The 16922-nt window shown below is 71.6% G+C and carries 11 protein-coding genes; 7 read left to right on the top strand and 4 right to left on the bottom strand.

Translation table 11 applies throughout. The annotated features are described in order from the left end of the window. Positions 1-26 precede the first annotated feature (26 nt). Complete coding sequence (locus WMF42_RS36495; RefSeq protein WP_061610068.1) at positions 27-902, top strand: tetratricopeptide repeat protein; 876 nt, start codon at positions 27-29, stop codon at positions 900-902. A gap of 3 nt (positions 903-905) precedes the next feature. Beyond that, on the top strand, positions 906-2162 hold the full coding sequence (locus WMF42_RS36490; protein ID WP_437687690.1) for a DUF2062 domain-containing protein: 1257 nt from the start codon (positions 906-908) through the stop codon (positions 2160-2162). Between the two features lie 1053 nt (positions 2163-3215). Here the strand turns inward: WMF42_RS36490 and WMF42_RS36485 are convergent. Then, positions 3216-3668, bottom strand: a complete 453-nt coding sequence (locus WMF42_RS36485) for a hypothetical protein (protein ID WP_061610070.1) — start codon at positions 3666-3668, stop codon at positions 3216-3218. A 2230-nt stretch (positions 3669-5898) separates the two neighbouring features. Between WMF42_RS36485 and uvrC the strand changes: the two genes are divergently transcribed. The 3 genes from uvrC to WMF42_RS36470 all read left to right on the top strand — a co-directional run bounded on the left by uvrC (position 5899) and on the right by WMF42_RS36470 (position 11667). Beyond that, entirely contained in the window at positions 5899-8226 is a 2328-nt protein-coding gene (gene uvrC / locus WMF42_RS36480) for an excinuclease ABC subunit UvrC (protein ID WP_437687687.1), read from the top strand. 306 nt (positions 8227-8532) lie between these two features. Next, positions 8533-9789 (top strand): serine/threonine-protein kinase, encoded by a 1257-nt coding sequence (locus WMF42_RS36475; protein WP_437687685.1) that lies wholly within the window; start codon positions 8533-8535, stop codon positions 9787-9789. A gap of 96 nt (positions 9790-9885) precedes the next feature. Further along, positions 9886-11667 (top strand): VanW family protein, encoded by a 1782-nt coding sequence (locus WMF42_RS36470; RefSeq protein WP_061610074.1) that lies wholly within the window; start codon positions 9886-9888, stop codon positions 11665-11667. A gap of 74 nt (positions 11668-11741) precedes the next feature. Here WMF42_RS36470 and WMF42_RS36465 read toward each other — a convergent pair whose 3' ends face one another. Then, positions 11742-12269 carry a putative signal transducing protein gene (locus WMF42_RS36465; RefSeq protein ID WP_437687683.1) on the bottom strand — a complete coding sequence of 176 codons (528 nt, stop codon included), beginning with the start codon at positions 12267-12269 and terminating at the stop codon, positions 11742-11744. Between the two features lie 132 nt (positions 12270-12401). Here WMF42_RS36465 and coaBC point away from each other — a divergent pair, with 132 nt between their 5' ends. Together coaBC and WMF42_RS36455 are read left to right on the top strand one after the other, a co-directional pair. Then, entirely contained in the window at positions 12402-13733 is a 1332-nt protein-coding gene (gene coaBC / locus WMF42_RS36460) for a bifunctional phosphopantothenoylcysteine decarboxylase/phosphopantothenate--cysteine ligase CoaBC (RefSeq protein WP_437687681.1), read from the top strand. Then, positions 13730-14515, top strand: coding sequence for a CPBP family intramembrane glutamic endopeptidase (locus WMF42_RS36455; RefSeq protein ID WP_437687679.1), 786 nt, complete (start codon positions 13730-13732; stop codon positions 14513-14515). Before coaBC ends, WMF42_RS36455 begins: the two co-directional genes overlap by 4 nt. 58 nt (positions 14516-14573) lie before the next feature. On the opposite strand, the gene WMF42_RS36450 is transcribed toward WMF42_RS36455, so the two are convergent. Together WMF42_RS36450 and WMF42_RS36445 are read right to left on the bottom strand one after the other, a co-directional pair. Beyond that, a complete protein-coding gene (locus tag WMF42_RS36450) occupies positions 14574-15323 on the bottom strand; it encodes a YebC/PmpR family DNA-binding transcriptional regulator (protein ID WP_061610077.1) in 750 nt (249 codons plus the stop codon). 339 nt (positions 15324-15662) lie between these two features. After that, complete coding sequence (locus WMF42_RS36445) at positions 15663-16877, bottom strand: ammonium transporter (protein WP_437687677.1); 1215 nt, start codon at positions 16875-16877, stop codon at positions 15663-15665. Positions 16878-16922 lie beyond the last annotated feature (45 nt).

Genomic DNA, 16922 nt, shown 5'->3' with positions numbered 1-16922 from the left:
GCCGGTCGCGTAAGCTGACGGTCCTCATGGAAGACCGGCTGAAGCAGCTTCTGGTTCTCGGCAGGGAGCACTACGAGCGACGCGAGTACGATCTCGCCGAGCATGCTCTGCGGCAGATCCTCGAGAAGACCGACCGGTTCGCCGACGTCTTTAACATGCTCGGTGTCATCCTCCACGAGCGAGGGGACTTCCTCGCGGCCGAGGCCCACTTCGAGCGCGCGGTGCAGCTGAACGAGCACTACACGGAAGCGCTGCTGAACCTCGCCGTCACCTACAACGACCTCGGCAAATACGAGGCCGCGCGACAGGTCTATTCGCGCATCCGCCGCGGGGAAGGGGAGGGCGGCGTCCTCGATCCGTTCGCGCGCGGCAAGATCGCCAACATGCACGCCGACCTCGCCCAGGCCTATGCCGACGTGGGGTGCGTCCAGGAGGCGATCGCCGAGCTCAAGCGGGCGGTGGCGCTGTGCCCGACGTTCACGGATCTCCAGCTACGCCTCGGGACGATGTACCGCGACGCTGGCAATCTGGCGCTCGCCCGCGAGCACTACGCCGCGGCGCGCGACGCGAACCCGAAGTACGCGCCTGCGCGCGTGCTCCTCGGCGTTGCGCTGCACTCCCTTGGCGCGTCCGACCAGGCGATCGCCGAGTGGCGCGAGGCGCTCGCGATCGATCCCGACAACATGACGGCGAAGATGTACCTTCGCACGGTGGAGGCGCGGCGGAACGCGCGCGCCAAGGACGCCGCGCCGCGCGAGTCGACGCCGCCGTCCACGGAGAGGGGCGCCACATGGGAAGCGCTCGACGAGGCGACGCCCACGGAGGTGACCGACCTCCTGTCCCAGACGACAGCCGACGCAGCCGATGATACGGAGCACCCTTCACGGCAAGGCAGATCCTGAACGTTGGCGAAATACTCTCCGCTCCGGGAGGAGGCGCGCCGCGCGTGGCGTGAGCTCCGTGGCAGCGAGCTGTCCGCCGGGCGGACGGCCGTGGCCGTGGCGATCGGGCTGTTCATCGGCTCGCAGCCGATCTTCGGTTGCCACACGCCGCTCGTGCTCCTCCTCTGCCTGTGGTTCCGTCTCGATGCAGCGATTGCCTGGGTCGCTGCGAATATCTCCAACCCCTTGTTCGCGCCAGCGCTGCTCACGGCCGAGGTCCAGGTCGGGGCGTACCTCCGCACGGGGAGCTGGCTGCGCCTCCATGAGAAGATGAGCTGGGCGCAAGCGCTGTCCGATTTCCCCGAGTACATGTTCCTCGGCGCGCCCGTTGTCGGGATCGCGCTCGCCGCGCTCGGCGGCGGCCTGATCTTCGCCGTGGTCGCGCTGAAGCGGCGCCGCGCTCCCTCGCTGCAGGGCAGCAAGATCGAGCCCTATCGGCTCCCCGAGAGCGCGCCGCCGTGGATCCACGCGGTCGAGCGGGTCGCCGCGAGGTACAGCCCGCCTGACGCCGCCACGCCGGCGCAGCGCACCCGGTTTCACTATGTTCGCTTCAAGCTCCTCGGCGATCCGGTCGCGCGGCTGATTGCTGACGTCGCCGGCGACCGCCCCGGTGCGCTGGGCGAGGTCCTCGACATGGGGACCGGGGCTGGCCAGCTCCCGATTCTCCTGCTCGAGCTGGACAAGGCCGCGCGCGTGCGCGGGTTCGACTGGGACCGAGCCAAGATAGAGGACGCCGTCCGCGCGAGCGGCGGGGCTTGCGGCGCAGCGCCGCCGCGGTCATCCGGGGCGCCCGGCTCGCCCGATCACGCGCGCGCTACCCACGCGGCCCCCGCGTTGCCAGCGGAGTTCTGGTGTGCCGACGCGCGCGACGCGGAGCTGGGAGAGGCAGACACGGTGCTGCTCATCGACCTGCTCCACTACTTCCGCGTGGAGGAGCAGGACGCGATCCTGCGGCGGGCGGCGGCCGCGGTTCGCCCGGGAGGGCGCCTGCTCGTCCGCGAGGCGGACACCGAGCGCGGCTTGAGGAGCTCGATCACCCTCCTCGAGGAGCGCATCTTCACCGCGCTCCGGTTCAACCGGGGCGAGCGCGTGCGCTTCCGCCCTGCCCGGGAGATCGTGGCGCTCCTCGAGCAGCTCGGCTTCTCCTGCGAAACCAGTCCGGCCTGGGGGAAAACGCCGTTCTCGAATGTCCTCATCGTCGCGACCCGAGCCCATCGCTGACCCGAGTCGCGCTTCCCCGAGATCCGATCCGGCCCCTCAGGCGCGAAGCCCTCAACGGCCGTCGCCCGGACCGCAGATCCAGCGTGCGGGCTCTACCGAGGGTGTCGCCCTGTGCGTTGAGCACCACGGATGGTCAGAACCTGTCCAGCGCGGCAACGGTCCGGCCTCGCGGGGCCTCATGACTCGACAAGCCGCGCTGTCCGCGGAGCGAGATGATGATGGCATGCACCGTGCTTAGCCCACGGGGGCTCTGGGGTCGGACCCGGCTGTCCGCGCTCTCCACTTCATGAAGAGGTCGAGTGCCCTCGAGGATCTCGTCGGGAGACTGCCCTGGGGCACCTCGGAGATGGCCGGTTCGCCGACATGGCAGACTAGCAATATCCGCCTGGGGCGGCCTGTTCAGATGTCCGCGCAGGTGCGTTGGACTCCAGGCCGGGCTGAGCGCGCAGCTTCGAGAGCGCCCACGCGTTCTGAGGATACGCCGGGTGGACACGGCGCGAGCCAGGCGCTCACGGCAGCCACGCTCGCTCAGCGTCGAACGTGCTCTGCCGGGTTGGCGTTCCCGTCCCCGCCACGGCACGACGAGACTAGATGTGGTGGCTCCTGGATGTCAGCCCACGAGATGTTGGGGGCTACGGGGCACATGACGCCGCCCGTCCTGCCGACCCGAAGACGACAGGCGCACGGGCAAGCGGCTCGGTGAGGCGGCGTCCTGGGCGCCGGAGCAGACCTGTGTGCCCAGAGACCCTCAGGAGCAGCCGGCGACCAGTCGCCGGGCTCGAGTCGCTCGGCAGCGATCGGGCAGAGGCCGACGGGCCGCGCGAGCTGATGCCTCCACCGCGTTACGCGGAGGAGACATTGCGGGAGAAGTCTGCCTGAGGGGTAGCCTGAGGCGTGTACGGCAGCGGAGCTTGCTCCGCTCCGATGTGCGACGTATCCGCGGCTGCCTGGAAGGCTCCTGGCGCGCCTCGCTCTCCCCTGCTGCGCGGAGGAGGCTGGACGTCGACCTCGGTTGGCGCGGCCGCACCCGCCGGGGGGGCGTCGGCGCCGACGTCAGCGGGAAAAGTACTTGGTGGCCCGCTTCTCTCCCTTTGACGTGATCTTCTTCTCGACGAGCAGCTTCCGGATCGGGAGGGTCAGCTCCTTGGTGGTGGTGCCCAGATCCTTGGCGATCTGCTCCACGCCCTGGCCGCTGTTGGCCCGGATGTGCTCCAGGACCTTCTGCGTCATGGCGGCGAGCTCTTCCTTCGAGCGCTTCTCGCCCTTCTTGCGGGTCGGCTTCGCGGCGCGCGCAGGGCGACCCGCCGCCTTCTTGACCTCCACAGGCTGCTGAGGAGCCGCCTTGGCCCGACCTGCTTTGCGCGGCGCGGCGGCGGCGGCGGCCGGCTGGCCCTCTCCCCTCAGGGCGTCGGCGACAGCCTCGAGAGCCGCTTTGCGGACAAGTCCGCTCAGCTGGGAGACAAATGCATCAACGTGGCTTTTGATTTCTTGTTCGACGTTGCTCATTGGATCTCGCGTCCCATGAATAGCTAGAGTTGTCAACTGCTGATCAGCGTCTTGCTTGAAAATAATTCGAGAGGTGTCCTCTCACCATGCGTCGGGAACCCGCGCTCGCGAGCTCCCGTCGGGTCATGGTCTGCTGGGGCGACCGGTCGAGCCGGACTCGAGCCACCACGTGCCTGTGGCTCCGCTCCGCGAAGCCAGGCCCGCGGCCACGCCCGGCGCAGCCAGGCGCGGTGGTGAAGCTCGGCGCCGTCAGGCCAGGTAGCTTCGCGCCGCGGAGCCAGGCTCTGCTCAAACCCAGGAGGGGTGCGAGGGTCAGCGCCGTGCTCCGCTCTGCGCGGCTCAGCAGCCTCCCTTGATGCCGCGCGCCGCGGCCAGCTCCGTAACCGAGGGGAACCAGCGACATTCCCACGAAGATTTGCTTTCCTGTGCTCCGGACACAAGCGCCGCGCCGCGCCCTGGCCGCGCTGCGCGCCTGACCCGAGGGCGGGTGGGAGGAGGCTGGCCCCCCGGCGAATCGGCCCCGATGAGGAAAGGTGTCATGGCCGAGGTCGCCGTTCCAGTCCACCCCCAGTGAGCTGGGCCGGCGGCACGAGCCTTTCACTTCTGCATTCCGCCATCCCCCGGCGGCGTATCCGTATGCCCGAGCTTTCGTCTCCTCGCCGAGGTGCTCCCCGGGATCGACCGCAACGTGTCGGCCGCCGTTCCGCCCTCCGGCGCTGTTCGGGTCATGGGGGCTGCCGCACCCACCTGCCAGGACATCCGCTTGGCTGATCGCCGCGACGGACCGAGGCGTCCGCGCCTGGTCCATCGGCGCCCTGTCCATCGGCGCCCCGACACATTGCACCCCGCAGGCCACATCGCCTTGGGCCTGGCTGCATCTTTTTGCGGCTGTGCTGGAGCTGCCCAGCCTCCGGGGGTGTGTCCCAAACCCTTCGTAGCGCCCGAGCTCCGGCCGCCGCCCTGCCAGGCCGGAAGTAGGCCGGGAGGTCGCGAGGCCGCCGCTCCTGCTCAGCCGCCGATCCTGATTCAGGCGGTGACACTCCTGCTGGGCAGGAGGGTGACGCTCGTCCGCGGCGCGCACCCACGGGCGAAGCTCGCCGCGGCCGCCGGAGGCGACATCGATCCCCCGAGCGGGGCGGTGGTGGTGGACGCTGCTGGACAGTTCGGCACTCCTCGGCTGTTCGACGCGCACTCCCACCTCGGGGTCTACCCGACACCAGGCGCGGTGGCCCACCTGGACGGCAGCGAACGGCAGCGAACGGGAACCAGATAGGGGGCCGGTGCGCCGCAGGCTCAGTTCGCCGATGCCTTTTGGCCACTGGACCCGGGTATCGAACGGGCAGTCGCTGGTGGTGTTACGACCATACAAGTCCTTTCGGGTTCAGGCAACCTGATTAGAGGGTGCGAGGTACGATGGAGGTCCGGCCGGTCCACTCTCCCAGCCAGATGCTCGTCACCGTGGCGCCCGGCGGGCTGAAAGTGGCTAGCGGGGAGAACCCGAACCGCAGCTACGGCGAGGACAAGCGGGGCACCGGCAGTCGGCATGGGCAACGTCGCTCTCCAGCGGGCGACCTTTCTCATGGCCAAGAAGCTCCAGACGGACTGGGCGCGACGCCGCGACGAGGAGTCGGCGCCGGATTGCGACCGAGGCGAAGAGGCCGTCGCTCACGAGACCACGACGCGGGGCCGCGCGACACCGCTGCCCTCGTCTCGCTCCTCTCGGAGAAAACCGCGCATCTGCCGCGCTGCGCCTCGCAGGCGCGCGTGCGCCAGCGGAGCTCGATGATCCCGGCGGCGCACCTCTCGCGTCGCCCACCGCTGCTTCGCGCGCTCGCGCGTTCGCACGTTGGCGCGTCCGCGCCGCTCGCGCCGTTCGCGCCACACGCCGATGTCGTGACGAGCGCTGGTCACGAGCGCTGCGCGGCTCACGAGCGCAGCGCGCCGCGCCGCCGCGCCCCGCGTGGAGGGAGAGTCCAACCTGCGTCCGGTGATCGCCTCGGACGCCGCGGCGGCGAGCGAGCTCGCCAGGGGCGAGTCCCGCTCGTCGTGTCTCCGCGTCGGGCGACCTGCACGAGATCTCGACCGGGGCGTTCCGCCTCTGCCCTGGCGGCGAGCGGCGCCGCCGGGCCCGTGAAGGAGCGCCGGCGCCGGCCGCGTCTGCCCTCTGCGTCGAAGGGCCGTGATCGGGGCGCTTGCTGCCGGCGCGCGCGACTTCTAGATCGTTCCGGCCGTGGTCAACCCGAGCGCCAAGCAGGATCCCGAAGCCCTCGTCGCAGCCAAGCTCGCGTCGCTCCCGACGAAGCCGGGCTGCTACCTGTTCATCGACAAGACCGGCGCCGTCGTCTACGTCGGCAAGGCGAAGAGCCTGCGCTCCCGCGTCCGCAGCTACTTTCAGGAGAGCGGGAGCGACGCCCGCTACTTCATCCCGATACTCCGGAAAATCGTGGCCGATCTGGAGACGGTGGTGACCGCCACCGAGAAGGAAGCGGCCGTACTCGAGAACGAGCTCGTCAAGCAGCACAAGCCCCGCTTCAACGTCAAGCTGCGCGACGACAAGGACTTCCTCTGCCTCAAGCTCGACCCGCAGAAGGAGTGGCCGATGCTCGAGACGGTCCGCCGTCCCGCCCCGGACAAGGCCCGGTATTTCGGTCCGTACCACTCGGCGACGAGCGCGCGGCGGACGCTCCACCTGGTCAACAAGCACTTCCAGCTCCGCACCTGCTCCGATGCCGAGATGGCGTCGCGCCGTCGCCCCTGCCTGCAGTACCAGATCAAGCGTTGCCTCGCGCCCTGCGTGATGGATGTGGACCGGGAGCTCTATACGGAGATGGTCCGCTCGGTCGCGCTCTTCCTCGAAGGGCGCCACGACGAGCTCACGGGCGAGCTCACCGCGCGAATGCGGGACGCGTCGCGGGAGCTCGAGTTCGAGCGCGCCGCCATCTACCGCGATCAGCTCCGGGCAGTCGATGCGGTGCGGGAGGCACAGCGCGTCGTCTATGTGAAGGACGTCGATCAAGACGTCGTGGGCATCTACCGCGAGGGGACGCTGGTGGAGGTCGAGGTGATCCTCGTGCGCCAGGGGCGCGTGACAGACACGCTCTCCTTCTCGCTCCGCAACATGGAGCTGCCGGACGACGAGGTGCTCGGCGGTTTCCTCAACGAGTACTATGGCGTCGCGTCCACCACGATCCCCGATGAGGTCCTCGTGCCGGTGTTGCCCGACGGCGCAGAGGGCGTCGCGGAGTGGCTCAGCGATCGGCGCGGCCGCAAGGTGGCGCTCTTCGTGCCTCAGCGCGGGCCCCGCGTCGATCTGCTCAAGATGGCGAGCGAGAACGCAGCTCACGCGTTCCGGGAGAAGCAGAGGAGCTCCGACGATCTCGAGGCCCGTCTCGAGGAGCTCAGGGAGCGCCTCCGCCTCCCGACGCTCCCGCGTCGCATCGAGTGCTGCGACATCTCTCATCTCGGCGGGGGCGACACCGTGGGATCGATCGTGGCGCTCCTCGACGGCCAGCCGGACAAGAAGCGCTACCGCAGCTTCAACGTGAAGAGCGTGGCCGACGGCGACGACTACGCCGCCATGTACGAGGTGCTCGCGCGCCGGTTCCGCCGCGGCAAGGCCGCTCGACCGGCGAGCCCGCAGCCCGCCGCAGACAGCGAGGCGGCCGCGCTCGGCACCTCCGAGGCGGCCGCGGGCGACGAGGGAGAGCGCGAACAGGCAGAGCGCGACGCGACAGAGAGTGACGCGGCAGAGCGCGACACGACAGCGCGCGACGCGTCCGAGCTCGACGAGGCCGAGAGCGATCTCGCCGAGAGCGATCTCGCAGCGAGCGACGACGCAGAGAGCGACGTGGCTGACGAGGAATTTGCCCTGGTGGCAGCGAGCGACGCTCCGCCGGAGGAGACTGCCGAGGTGCCCGCGACCGCGGAGCGGCGCGCCGCGGCCTCAGCAGAGGAGGCGCCGAAGAGCGCGCGGTCCGGCGGAGCCGAGTGGGATCTGCCGGATCTGCTCGTTGTCGATGGCGGCCGCGGGCAGCTCCAGGTCGCGCTGTCGGCGGCGCGCGATCTCGGCCTCCACGGCCTCCCGATCGTGGGCCTCGCGAAGGAGCGGGAGACGCAGGCCGGCGAGAAGCTCGTCGACCGCGTCTACCTGCCTGGCCAGAAGAACGGTATCCCGCTCCGCTCCACGAGCTCCGCCCTCTTCTTCCTCGCGCGCGCTCGAGACGAAGCGCACCGCTTCGCAAACCACGCACGCAAGCGGCTCGGCAAGGCGCGGCGCCTCCGCTCCGAGATCGAGGACATCCCGGGCCTCGGCAGCGCCGTGAGGACGGCGCTCCTCCGGGAGCTTGGCTCCCTGGAGGCAGTGCGTCGCGCGACCGACGCGCAGATCCTGGCGGTGACAGGCGTCACCAAGCGTCACCTGTCCGCGCTGCGCAAGGTCATCCCGTCTCCCGAGGCCCCGCAGCCCGATGCGCCGGCGGAGGGAGGCGGCGCGCCCTCCAGGCCCGGGAGCTCGCGCGGTGAGCGCGAGCGGTCCCGCCGATCCGGGGTGGACCGGTGAATTATCACGCTCTTGCTGAATAACGTTCCCGGTTGAGCGCCAGGTCGTTCTCTGCGACGATCCGGAGAGCGGGCGCCCTGCCGCGCGCCTGGCGCCCGCTGTCGATCGTCGAACGAGAGCATCACCCGGCACACCGAGCGCTTCTTGCGGATCCGATCTCATGGAGGCCGCGCTCGGCGGGCCCGATTCCCGGGGGAGGACTGCCGCCTTCGCCGGGGTTAGCGGCACGTGAGCACCATGGGAGAAGTACGCGCTGGCCATACGCTCGGTCGCTATGAGCTCCTCGTCCCTATTGCGCTCGGGGGCATGGCCTCGGTGTGGGCCGCTCGGACGAACGGCCAGCTGCCGAGGATCGTCGCCGTCAAGCTGCTGCGGGCCGAGCTGAGCGACGACCCGGACTTCGAGGCGATGTTCCTCGATGAGGCCACCCTGGTCTCGCAGATCCACCACCCGAACGTCGCCGAGACCATCGATGTGGGTGAGGAGGACGGCGTCCTTTATCAGGTGATGGAGCTCATCGACGGTGAGCCGCTCAACCTGGTTCTGCGGGAGAGCAAGGCGCGCGGCGGCGTGCCGCTCCCCGTCGCGCTGCGCATCGTGGGCGAGGCCGCCCTCGGCCTGCACGCCGCGCACGAGCTGCGCGGCCGCGACGGCAAGCTCGTCGGCCTCGTTCACCGCGACGTCTCGCCGCAAAACATCCTGGTCGGCTACGACGGAACGGTGAAGATCCTCGACTTCGGCGTCGCCAAGGCCGCCTCGAACCTGCAGCGCACCCAGGTCGGGCAGGTGAAGGGCAAGTTCGCGTACATGTCGCCGGAGCAGGCGGGCAGCGAGCCGATCGATCGGCGCACCGACGTGTTCACGCTCGGGATCGTCTTCTACCAGCTCGTCACGGGCAAGCACCCCTTCCTCGCCGAGAACGAGCCCGCGACGGTGCGCCGCATCTGCGACAAGGCCGCGGCCGAGCCGGCGCGGACCCTCGTCCCCTCGCTCCCGGAGAGCGTCGACCGCATCATCATGAGGGCGCTCGCGAAGGCGAGGGACGAGCGCTTCGCCACGATGGCCGACCTGCGCCGCGCCATCGAGCAGGTGTCGCCGGCGACGCCGCTCGCCACGACCGATGAGCTCGCCACGCTGATGCAGCAGATGCTCGGCCCGCGCGGCGAGCGGCGGCGCGTCGCGATCCAGGAGGCCATGGAGATCGCGCGCGAGCGCTCGATCGACAACGACGAGCCGCCTCCCCAGCCGAGCCCGCCGCAGGCGAATGCCCGTCCCGGGCGCGCGATCGTCGAGCGCGACGCGAGCGCGCCGCAGGTCCCGCCGCCGCCCGTGGGCCGGGCGCGGCGCTGGCTCGTCCCCGTCGCCGCTGTCTGCCTCGTCATCCTCGCGGCGCTCGCGGGCGCGTACCTGCTCGGGTCGTCGGTGCGCCGGGGCGCGCCGCACCCGCGGGGCTCGCAGCTCGCCCCCGGGGCGGGCTCGATCAAGGAGCCGCTCCTCAGGGCCGCGCGCGCCGCGTCAGCCGCCGCGAAGGCGCCGCGCCGCCCCCCTGGCGCCGGCCCGTAGCGGCCTGGCGCGCTCGCCTCCGCTCGCCCGCGCCGCCGTCCGCGGCGGCGTTTGCTTGACGGTTGGGGGAAGGCTTTTCAAGATGGCCGCCCTCGCATGAATCTTCGCCGCTCGCCGGAGCTCTGGCGGTTCGCCGCGCTGGTGGCGATCTTCGTCACGAGCGGCCTCGTCATCACCTACCTCGTGCTGCCGCCGCCGCCGGACGACGGCCCGAGGCCGCCGCCGGTGCTCCGCGTGGCGCAGGTGCCGGTGCCGGCGGGCGGCGACGTCGTGGCGAACGCGCTCGACCTCGTGCGTCGCTACGCCACCGGGGAGATCCGGATCGTGCTCCCCGACGGCTCGGCGCGCGCGCTCCGCCGCAACGACCTCGGCGTCGAGATCAACCGGGTCCGCCTCGCCGAGTTCATCCGCGAGGCGATCCGCCCGGAGAGCGCGCTCCGCCGCGCGCACGAGCGCAAGGACGAGGACGCGCCGCTCGACATCCCGATCCCGCTCCTGCTCGACTCCGAGCGGGCGATCAGCATGCTGCTCGATCTGAAGGTCGAGCTCGACGCGCCGGCGGTCGACGCCTATGTCGATCTCGAGGCGCGGCAGCTCAAGCCCGAGAAGATCGGGTATCGGCTGGACGTCTACGGCACGCTCGCGCGCATCGACGCTGCCCTGCGAGCCGGCGAGGACACGGCGCTGGCGAGCGTCGAGACGATCGCGCCGAAGCTCGTCGCCGAGCAGCTCGGCCACGTCAAGTTCGATCAGGTGCTCGGCTACTTCGAGACGCGCTACGCGACCGGGGCGAAGTCCAGGGAAAGGACGTACAACCTCAGGCTCGCCGCCTCGAAGCTCGACGGCGTCGTCGTCATGCCGGGAGAGATCTTCGACTTCAACGAGACGGTGGGCCCGCGCGACGAGGCGCATGGATACCGCGTCGCGCCCGTCATCGCGCAAGGAGAGCTCGTCGACGGGCTCGGCGGCGGGACGTGCCAGATATCGGGCACGCTCCACGGCGCCGCGTTCTTCGCGGGGCTCGAGATCGTCGAGCGCTACCCGCACTCCCGCCCGAGCTACTACATCAAGCTCGGCCTCGACGCGACCGTCGTCTATCCGACGATCAACTACCGCTTCAGGAACCCGTTCGACTTCCCGATCGTGCTCCACGAGACTGTGTCGGGCGGCGTCGTGCGCGCCGAGATCCTCGGGCCCTCGCGCAAGCTCACGGTCACGTACTTTCGCCGCATCGACGCGGTCATCCCGTTCGAGGAGCTCGAGCGCCCGACGCCGAAGCTGCCCGACGGCACACGGGTGCTGGCTCAGCGCGGCATCCCCGGCTTCAGGACGACGAGCTCGCGGGTCGTCCGCGACGGCGCCTATGGGGTGCGGGAGAAGTGGAGCGACAGCTACCCGCCGACCACGCAGATCGTCCATGTCGGGAGCGGCCCGCGCGACCTGGTGGTCAAGGGGGCTGACGACAATCACCCCGAGTACGTGGCGGACGAGTACCTCGTCGTCACGCAGGGGCCGGACGTCCGCACGCCCGGCGCGACAGGCCCCGAGCCGGGCGGCGGCACCGTCGAGAGCCGGGAGCCGGGGCTCACCGGAGGGCGCGGCTGGACCGACCGCGCGGGGTTCGGCACGTTCCGCGTCAAGGACGAGAAGAAGGACCAGCGCGGGGAAGACAAGGAAGGCGGCCGCTCGCGCGGCGAGGACGCCCCGCCCGCCGAGGGCGCCGACATCGTGCAGCGCGCGAGCGAGCCCGCGCCCGAGAGCAAGGCGCGGAGAGAGCCCCGTGGCCAGAAAGGCCCCACGGCCGACGAGACGAAGGACGACGGCAAGAGCAAGAAGCGGCGCCGGAACAAGGGCGAGGACAAGGCCGAGGACGGCTGATGCGCGGGCGGCGATCGCCCGCCGCCGGCCCCTTCAGCGGGCGCCGCAGCGCCGGCTCCGCCGCGCGAGCGGCGCTAGCTCTTCGCCCGCAGCGCCGCCCCGCGCGGCGCCCGGTAAGGGTTCCCGGCCCTCGGCGCGGCCGGCGCCGGCGCCCAGTAGGCGTCGCACTTGCGGCAGTGCCATCGCTTCTTCAGCACGAGCAGCGGCAACCCGAGCAGCGCGATGATGACGAGGACCTGACCGGGCGCCCACTCGCGGTAAGCGTAACGCGCCCCGCACGCCGGGCACTTCGGCCCGTCGAGCTCGGCCGCGTCGTCCTCTTCGTCGAGCTCGCGATCGTCGTCGACGGCCGGCGGTCTCAGGATCTCGGCCGCCCGCTCCAGATCCGCGCGCGGCACCTGGAGCCGGATCCCGAGGGAGCTGCCGATGTAATGAGGGGTCAGCGTCGCCACGTGCTCATCGGCGATGAAGGCGCGGACGCCGTGAGCGGACAGCGCCGAGCGCCCCATCTGCGCCTCGACGGACTCGCTGTAGGTCGCCACGGTGACGAGCTGCTCGGAGCCCGCCTGGGAGCGGCCGCGAAGCCGATCGAAGGAGCGCACCTCCCGAGGCTAGCATCCGCCCGCGGCGCAGCGTGTACGGCTGCCCGTTTTCGTGCCAGGGTGGGCGCCGGATCCCCGACCCACGTTGGCTCCCGGATCCCCGGATCCCCGACCCACGTTGGCTCCTGCGCCATGTCCGGCCGAACGCCGTCCTCTCCCGCGCCCTCTTCGAGCCCTGCGCCTCCCCCGAGCGCCCCCGCGCCGCCGGCCGCCGGGCGCGCCGCTGCCGGCGCGCGGCCGACCGTCGCGCTCGCCGTCTCCGGCAGCATCGCCGCCTACAAGGCCGCCGAGGTCGCCCGTCTCCTGATCCAGGGCGGCGCGCGCGTGCTGCCGATCATGACCCGCGCCGCGCAGCAGTTCCTGGGGCCGATGACGCTGAGCGGGCTCTGCGGCGAGCCGGTGCGCGACACGATGTGGGACCCGGCCTTCGCGGGCGAGCTGCACGTCGCGCTCGCCGCCGAGGCGGATCTCGTGCTCCTCGTCCCAGCGACCGCCGACCTGCTCGCCCGCCTCGCCGCGGGGCGCGCCGACGACCTCGTGACGGCGCTCGCCCTGTGCGCGAAGGGGCCGGTGCTCGCCGCGCCCGCGATGCACCCCCGCATGTGGGCTCACCCCGCGACGGCGCGGAACGTCGCCGCGCTCGCGGCCGACGGCCGCGTCGAGCTCGTGGGCCCGGTCTTCGGCGAGGTCGCCTCCGGCGAGCGCGGCCTCGGTCGCATGGCCGATCCCGCGGCGATCGCGGCCGCGGCCTTCGCGCAGCTCGCCCCGCGCGATCTCGCGGGGCTCCGCGTCGTCGTCACTGCGGGCCCGACGCTCGAGGATCTCGATCCCGTGCGCTTCCTCGGCAACCGGTCGACAGGCAAGATGGGCTTCGCCGTCGCCGAGCGGGCCGCGGCCCGCGGCGCGGAGGTCACGCTCATCGCCGGCCCCGTGTCGCTCGCCACGCCGCCGGGCGCGCGGCGCGTCGACGTGCGCGGCGCGCTCTCGATGCGCGCCGCGCTCTGGCAGGCGCTCGGCGAGGAGCTGCGCGGCGCGGACGCGCTGATCATGACGGCCGCTGTGTCCGACTACCGGCCCGCCGAGCAGCACGCGACCAAGCTGAAGCGCACGCCCGATCTCGCCTCGCTGCCGCTCGTGCCGAACCCCGATCTGCTCGCCGAGGTCGGCGCCGCGCGCGCCGGCCTCGCCGGCGCGGCGCCGACCGACGGATCGCGGCCGCCGGTGCTCGTCGGGTTCGCCGTCGAGACCGCCACGGACGAGGGGGTGATCGCCTATGCCCGGCACAAGCTCGCGAGCAAGCGCGTCGACATGATCGTCGCCAACCACGCGGCGGACTCGTTCGGCCGGGACGACAACCGCGCGACGCTCGTGACCCGCGACGCCGCCGACGCCCTCGGCGTCCTGCCCAAGCCCGTGCTCGCGGACCGCATCCTCGACCGGGTCTCCCGGATGTGCGCGCGATGATCCCCGTCGACGCCGACGCCGCCCCTCCGTCCGCGGACCCGCCGCCTGCCCCGGCCTCTTCGCAGGATCCGCGGTCGACCGATCCACGCGAGCCGCCGCGGACCTCGCGCCGCGAGGCCGCGCTCATCGCCGCGTCGGTCACCGCCGTCGTCGCGATCGCCATCTCGCTCGCGTTCGACCCGGAGCGCGCGGGCGCGTCCGGCATGCTCGCCGCCGTCGGCGCGCCCTACGTCGTCCTCGGCGCGGCCACGGTGATGTGGCTCCGCCGCTGCGGCGAGCTCCGCGCCGCGCTCCGCCCGCTGTCGGGCGACCTCGCGCGCGGCGCGCTCGTCGCGGCGGTGCTCTACGGCGTCGCCATGGCGGTGCAGATGGCGATCGCCCCGCGGGGCTCGCCGCGCGAGGCGTGGCTCCTTCGCCTGTACCTCCAGCTCGGCGACCCGTCGGCCGACGCGCGCGTGTTCGTCGGCGCGGCGGTGTTCGTCGTGGCCGCGCTCGAGGAGCTCGTCTGGCGCGGCCTCGTGATGCGCGCGCTCGAGGGGCCGCTCGGCCAGGGGGCCGCCTGGCTGCTGTCGAGCGCGCTCTTCGCCGTCGCGCACCTGCCCACGCTCTTCCTGCTCGGCGATCCGGTCGCCGGGCCGAACCCGCTGCTCGTCGCGGCGGGCTTCGGCTGCTCGATCGTGTGGGGTCGCGTTGTGCACCGGACCGGGCGGCTGCCCCCGGCGCTCTTCGCCCACGCGTTCTTCTCGTGGGCGATCGTGAGCTTCCCGATCTGGCGCCCCTGACGGCGGCGCCGGGCGGCCGCCGGCGGCGACGCGCGGGGGCCTCCCCCGGCGCCCCGCGTCAGCCCTCGAGCTTCGCGAGCTCCTCGTCGGGGACGTCGAAGTCGGCGTAGACGTTCTGCACGTCGTCGTGGTCGTCGAGCGAGTCGACGAGGTTGAGGCAGACCTCGGCGTCGCGGCCCGCGACCTCTTTCTTGTTCTTGGGGACGTAGCCGGCGGTGTTCGACTTCACCGCGATCTTCGCGTCCTCGAGGGCCTTCACGACCGGGTCCATCACGTCCACGCTGGAGAGCACCTGCCAGTCCTCTCCCTGGTCGCTGTAGTCGTCGGCGCCTGCGCCCACGGCGATGTCCATGAGCTGATCCTCGGTCGCCGCGTCCTTCGCGATGAGGATGATCCCCTTGCGCTCGAAGGCCCACTGCGCGGAGCCGCCGGCGCCGAGCTGCCCGTTGTTCTTCTCGAAGATCTTCCGGATCTCGGCGACGGTGCGGTTCCGGTTGTCGGTCATCGCCTCGCAGAGGAAGAGCGTGCCGCCGGGGCCGGTGCCTTCGTAGAGGATCTCCTCGTAGTTCGCGCCCTCGATCTCGCCGGTGCCGCGCTGGATGGCGCGCTTGATCGTGTCGGCGGGCATCGCCTGGCCCTTGGCGTCGTTGACCGCCTTGCGGAGGCGCGGGTTGCCGTTCGGGTCTCCGCCGCCCATGCGCGACGCGACGGTGATCTCCTTGATGAGCTTCGTGAAGAGCTTGCCGCGCTTTGCGTCGAGCGCGCCCTTCTTCCGCTTGATGGTGGCCCACTTCGAATGGCCGCTCATGCCTGTCTGCTCCGTGATGACGGGGCGCTCGCGCGCGGCGCGCGCCCAGGGGAAAGGTTCGGCGCAAGCTGGAGCACCGATCGGTTCGAACACAGAAAACGCCAGGACGCCGAGAGCGCCAAGAGATGTTCGACGTCTCTTGGCGCTTTGGGCGCCCTGGCGGTGCGAACCGTCCGTCGCTCTAGCGGTGCGCCCGTGTGGAGGCAACTACGACGGCGCCCCGGCCCGCGCGTGCCCCTCCTTACCAGGAGGGCGAACGCGGCCGGAGCCCTGATCGACCTAGGGCTCCGGGGTTGCCCGCGCGGATCGACCTGGGGCTCCGGGGTTGCCCGCGCGCCGCTACAGCGCGTAGCCGGTCTCGCCGTGCTCGGTGGCGTCGAGGCCCTCGCGCTCGTCGCTCTCGGCCACGCGGAGGCCGATCAGCTTGTCGACCAGCTTGAGGAGCAGGAAGGTCGCGATCGCGGCGTAGAGCCCGACGGCGATGATGCCGGCGAGCTGCGGGACCATCTGACCGGGGTTGCCGGCGATCACGCCGTCACGGCCGGCCTCGTTCAGGGCCTTCTCGGCGAAGACGCCGGTGAGGACCGCGCCGAGGAGGCCGCCCACGCCGTGCACGCCGAACGCGTCGAGCGAGTCGTCGTAGCGGAGGCGCTCCTTCGAGACGACAGCGAAGTAGCACACCACGCCCGCGAGCAGGCCGATCACGACGGCGGCCCAGGGCGCGACGAACCCGGCCGCCGGCGTGATGCCGACGAGCCCGGCCACGATGCCGGAGGCGACGCCGAGCGCGGTCGGCTTGCCCCGCTGCGCCCACTCCACGAAGAGCCACGCCGCGCCGCCCGCCGCCGCCGCGAGGTGCGTGTCGAGCATCGCCAGCGCGGCGAGCCCGCCCGAGGTGAGCGCGCTGCCGGCGTTGAAGCCGAACCAGCCGAACCAGAGGATGCCCGTGCCCGTCAGGGTCATCGTCAGGTTGTGCGGCACGTGCCGCTCGTGCGGGTACCCCGAGCGCCGGCCCAGCACGACCGCGCACACGAGCGCCGAGACGCCCGCCGCGAGGTGCACCACGGTGCCGCCCGCGAAGTCGAGCGCCCCCATCTCGAAGAGCCAGCCCTTCTCGGCCCACACCCAGTGGGCGACCGGATCATAGACGAGCGTCGACCAGAGCAGGATGAAGATCAGGTACGCCGAGAACCGCATGCGCTCCGCGAACGCCCCCGCGATGAGCGCGGGCGTGATCACCGCGAACATCATCTGGAACGCCGCGAACGCGAGGTGCGGCACGGTGCCCCGCTCCACCCCCGCGAGCCCCCGCATCCCGACATAGTCGAGCCCGCCGATGAGCCCGCCCTGCGACGTGCCGAACGCGAGCGAGTACCCGATGGCCACCCACTGCACCGAGATCACCGCGAGCGCGGCGAACGAGTGCATGAGCGTCGCGAGCACGTTCTTGCGGCGCACCATGCCGCCGTAGAACAGGGCAAGGCCCGGCGTCATGAAAAGGACGAGGGCTGTTGATGCGAGGAGCCAGGCCGTATCCCCAGTGTCGATCTTCATGGCACGGGGGTAACGTGCCCGAAGTTTCAACGAGGTTTCGTGCCA

Origin of the sequence: Sorangium sp. So ce176 (assembly GCF_051519835.1) — a bacterium.
Lineage (GTDB): Bacteria > Myxococcota_A > Polyangia > Polyangiales > Polyangiaceae > Sorangium > Sorangium cellulosum_G.
This window is presented reverse-complemented; position numbering and strand designations above follow the sequence as displayed.

Bases quoted from the DNA above. Each gene is read 5' to 3' on its own strand.
- WMF42_RS36450 (WP_061610077.1), bottom strand. From the start codon at position 15,323: ATGAGCGGCCATTCGAAGTGGGCCACCATCAAGCGGAAGAAGGGCGCG.
- WMF42_RS36485 (WP_061610070.1), bottom strand. From the start codon at position 3,668: ATGAGCAACGTCGAACAAGAAATCAAAAGCCACGTTGATGCATTTGTC.
- WMF42_RS36455 (WP_437687679.1), top strand. From the start codon at position 13,730: ATGATCCCCGTCGACGCCGACGCCGCCCCTCCGTCCGCGGACCCGCCG.
- WMF42_RS36475 (WP_437687685.1), top strand. From the start codon at position 8,533: ATGGCCTCGGTGTGGGCCGCTCGGACGAACGGCCAGCTGCCGAGGATC.
- WMF42_RS36495 (WP_061610068.1), top strand. From the start codon at position 27: ATGGAAGACCGGCTGAAGCAGCTTCTGGTTCTCGGCAGGGAGCACTAC.
- WMF42_RS36470 (WP_061610074.1), top strand. From the start codon at position 9,886: ATGAATCTTCGCCGCTCGCCGGAGCTCTGGCGGTTCGCCGCGCTGGTG.
- WMF42_RS36445 (WP_437687677.1), bottom strand. From the start codon at position 16,877: ATGAAGATCGACACTGGGGATACGGCCTGGCTCCTCGCATCAACAGCC.
- coaBC (WP_437687681.1), top strand. From the start codon at position 12,402: ATGTCCGGCCGAACGCCGTCCTCTCCCGCGCCCTCTTCGAGCCCTGCG.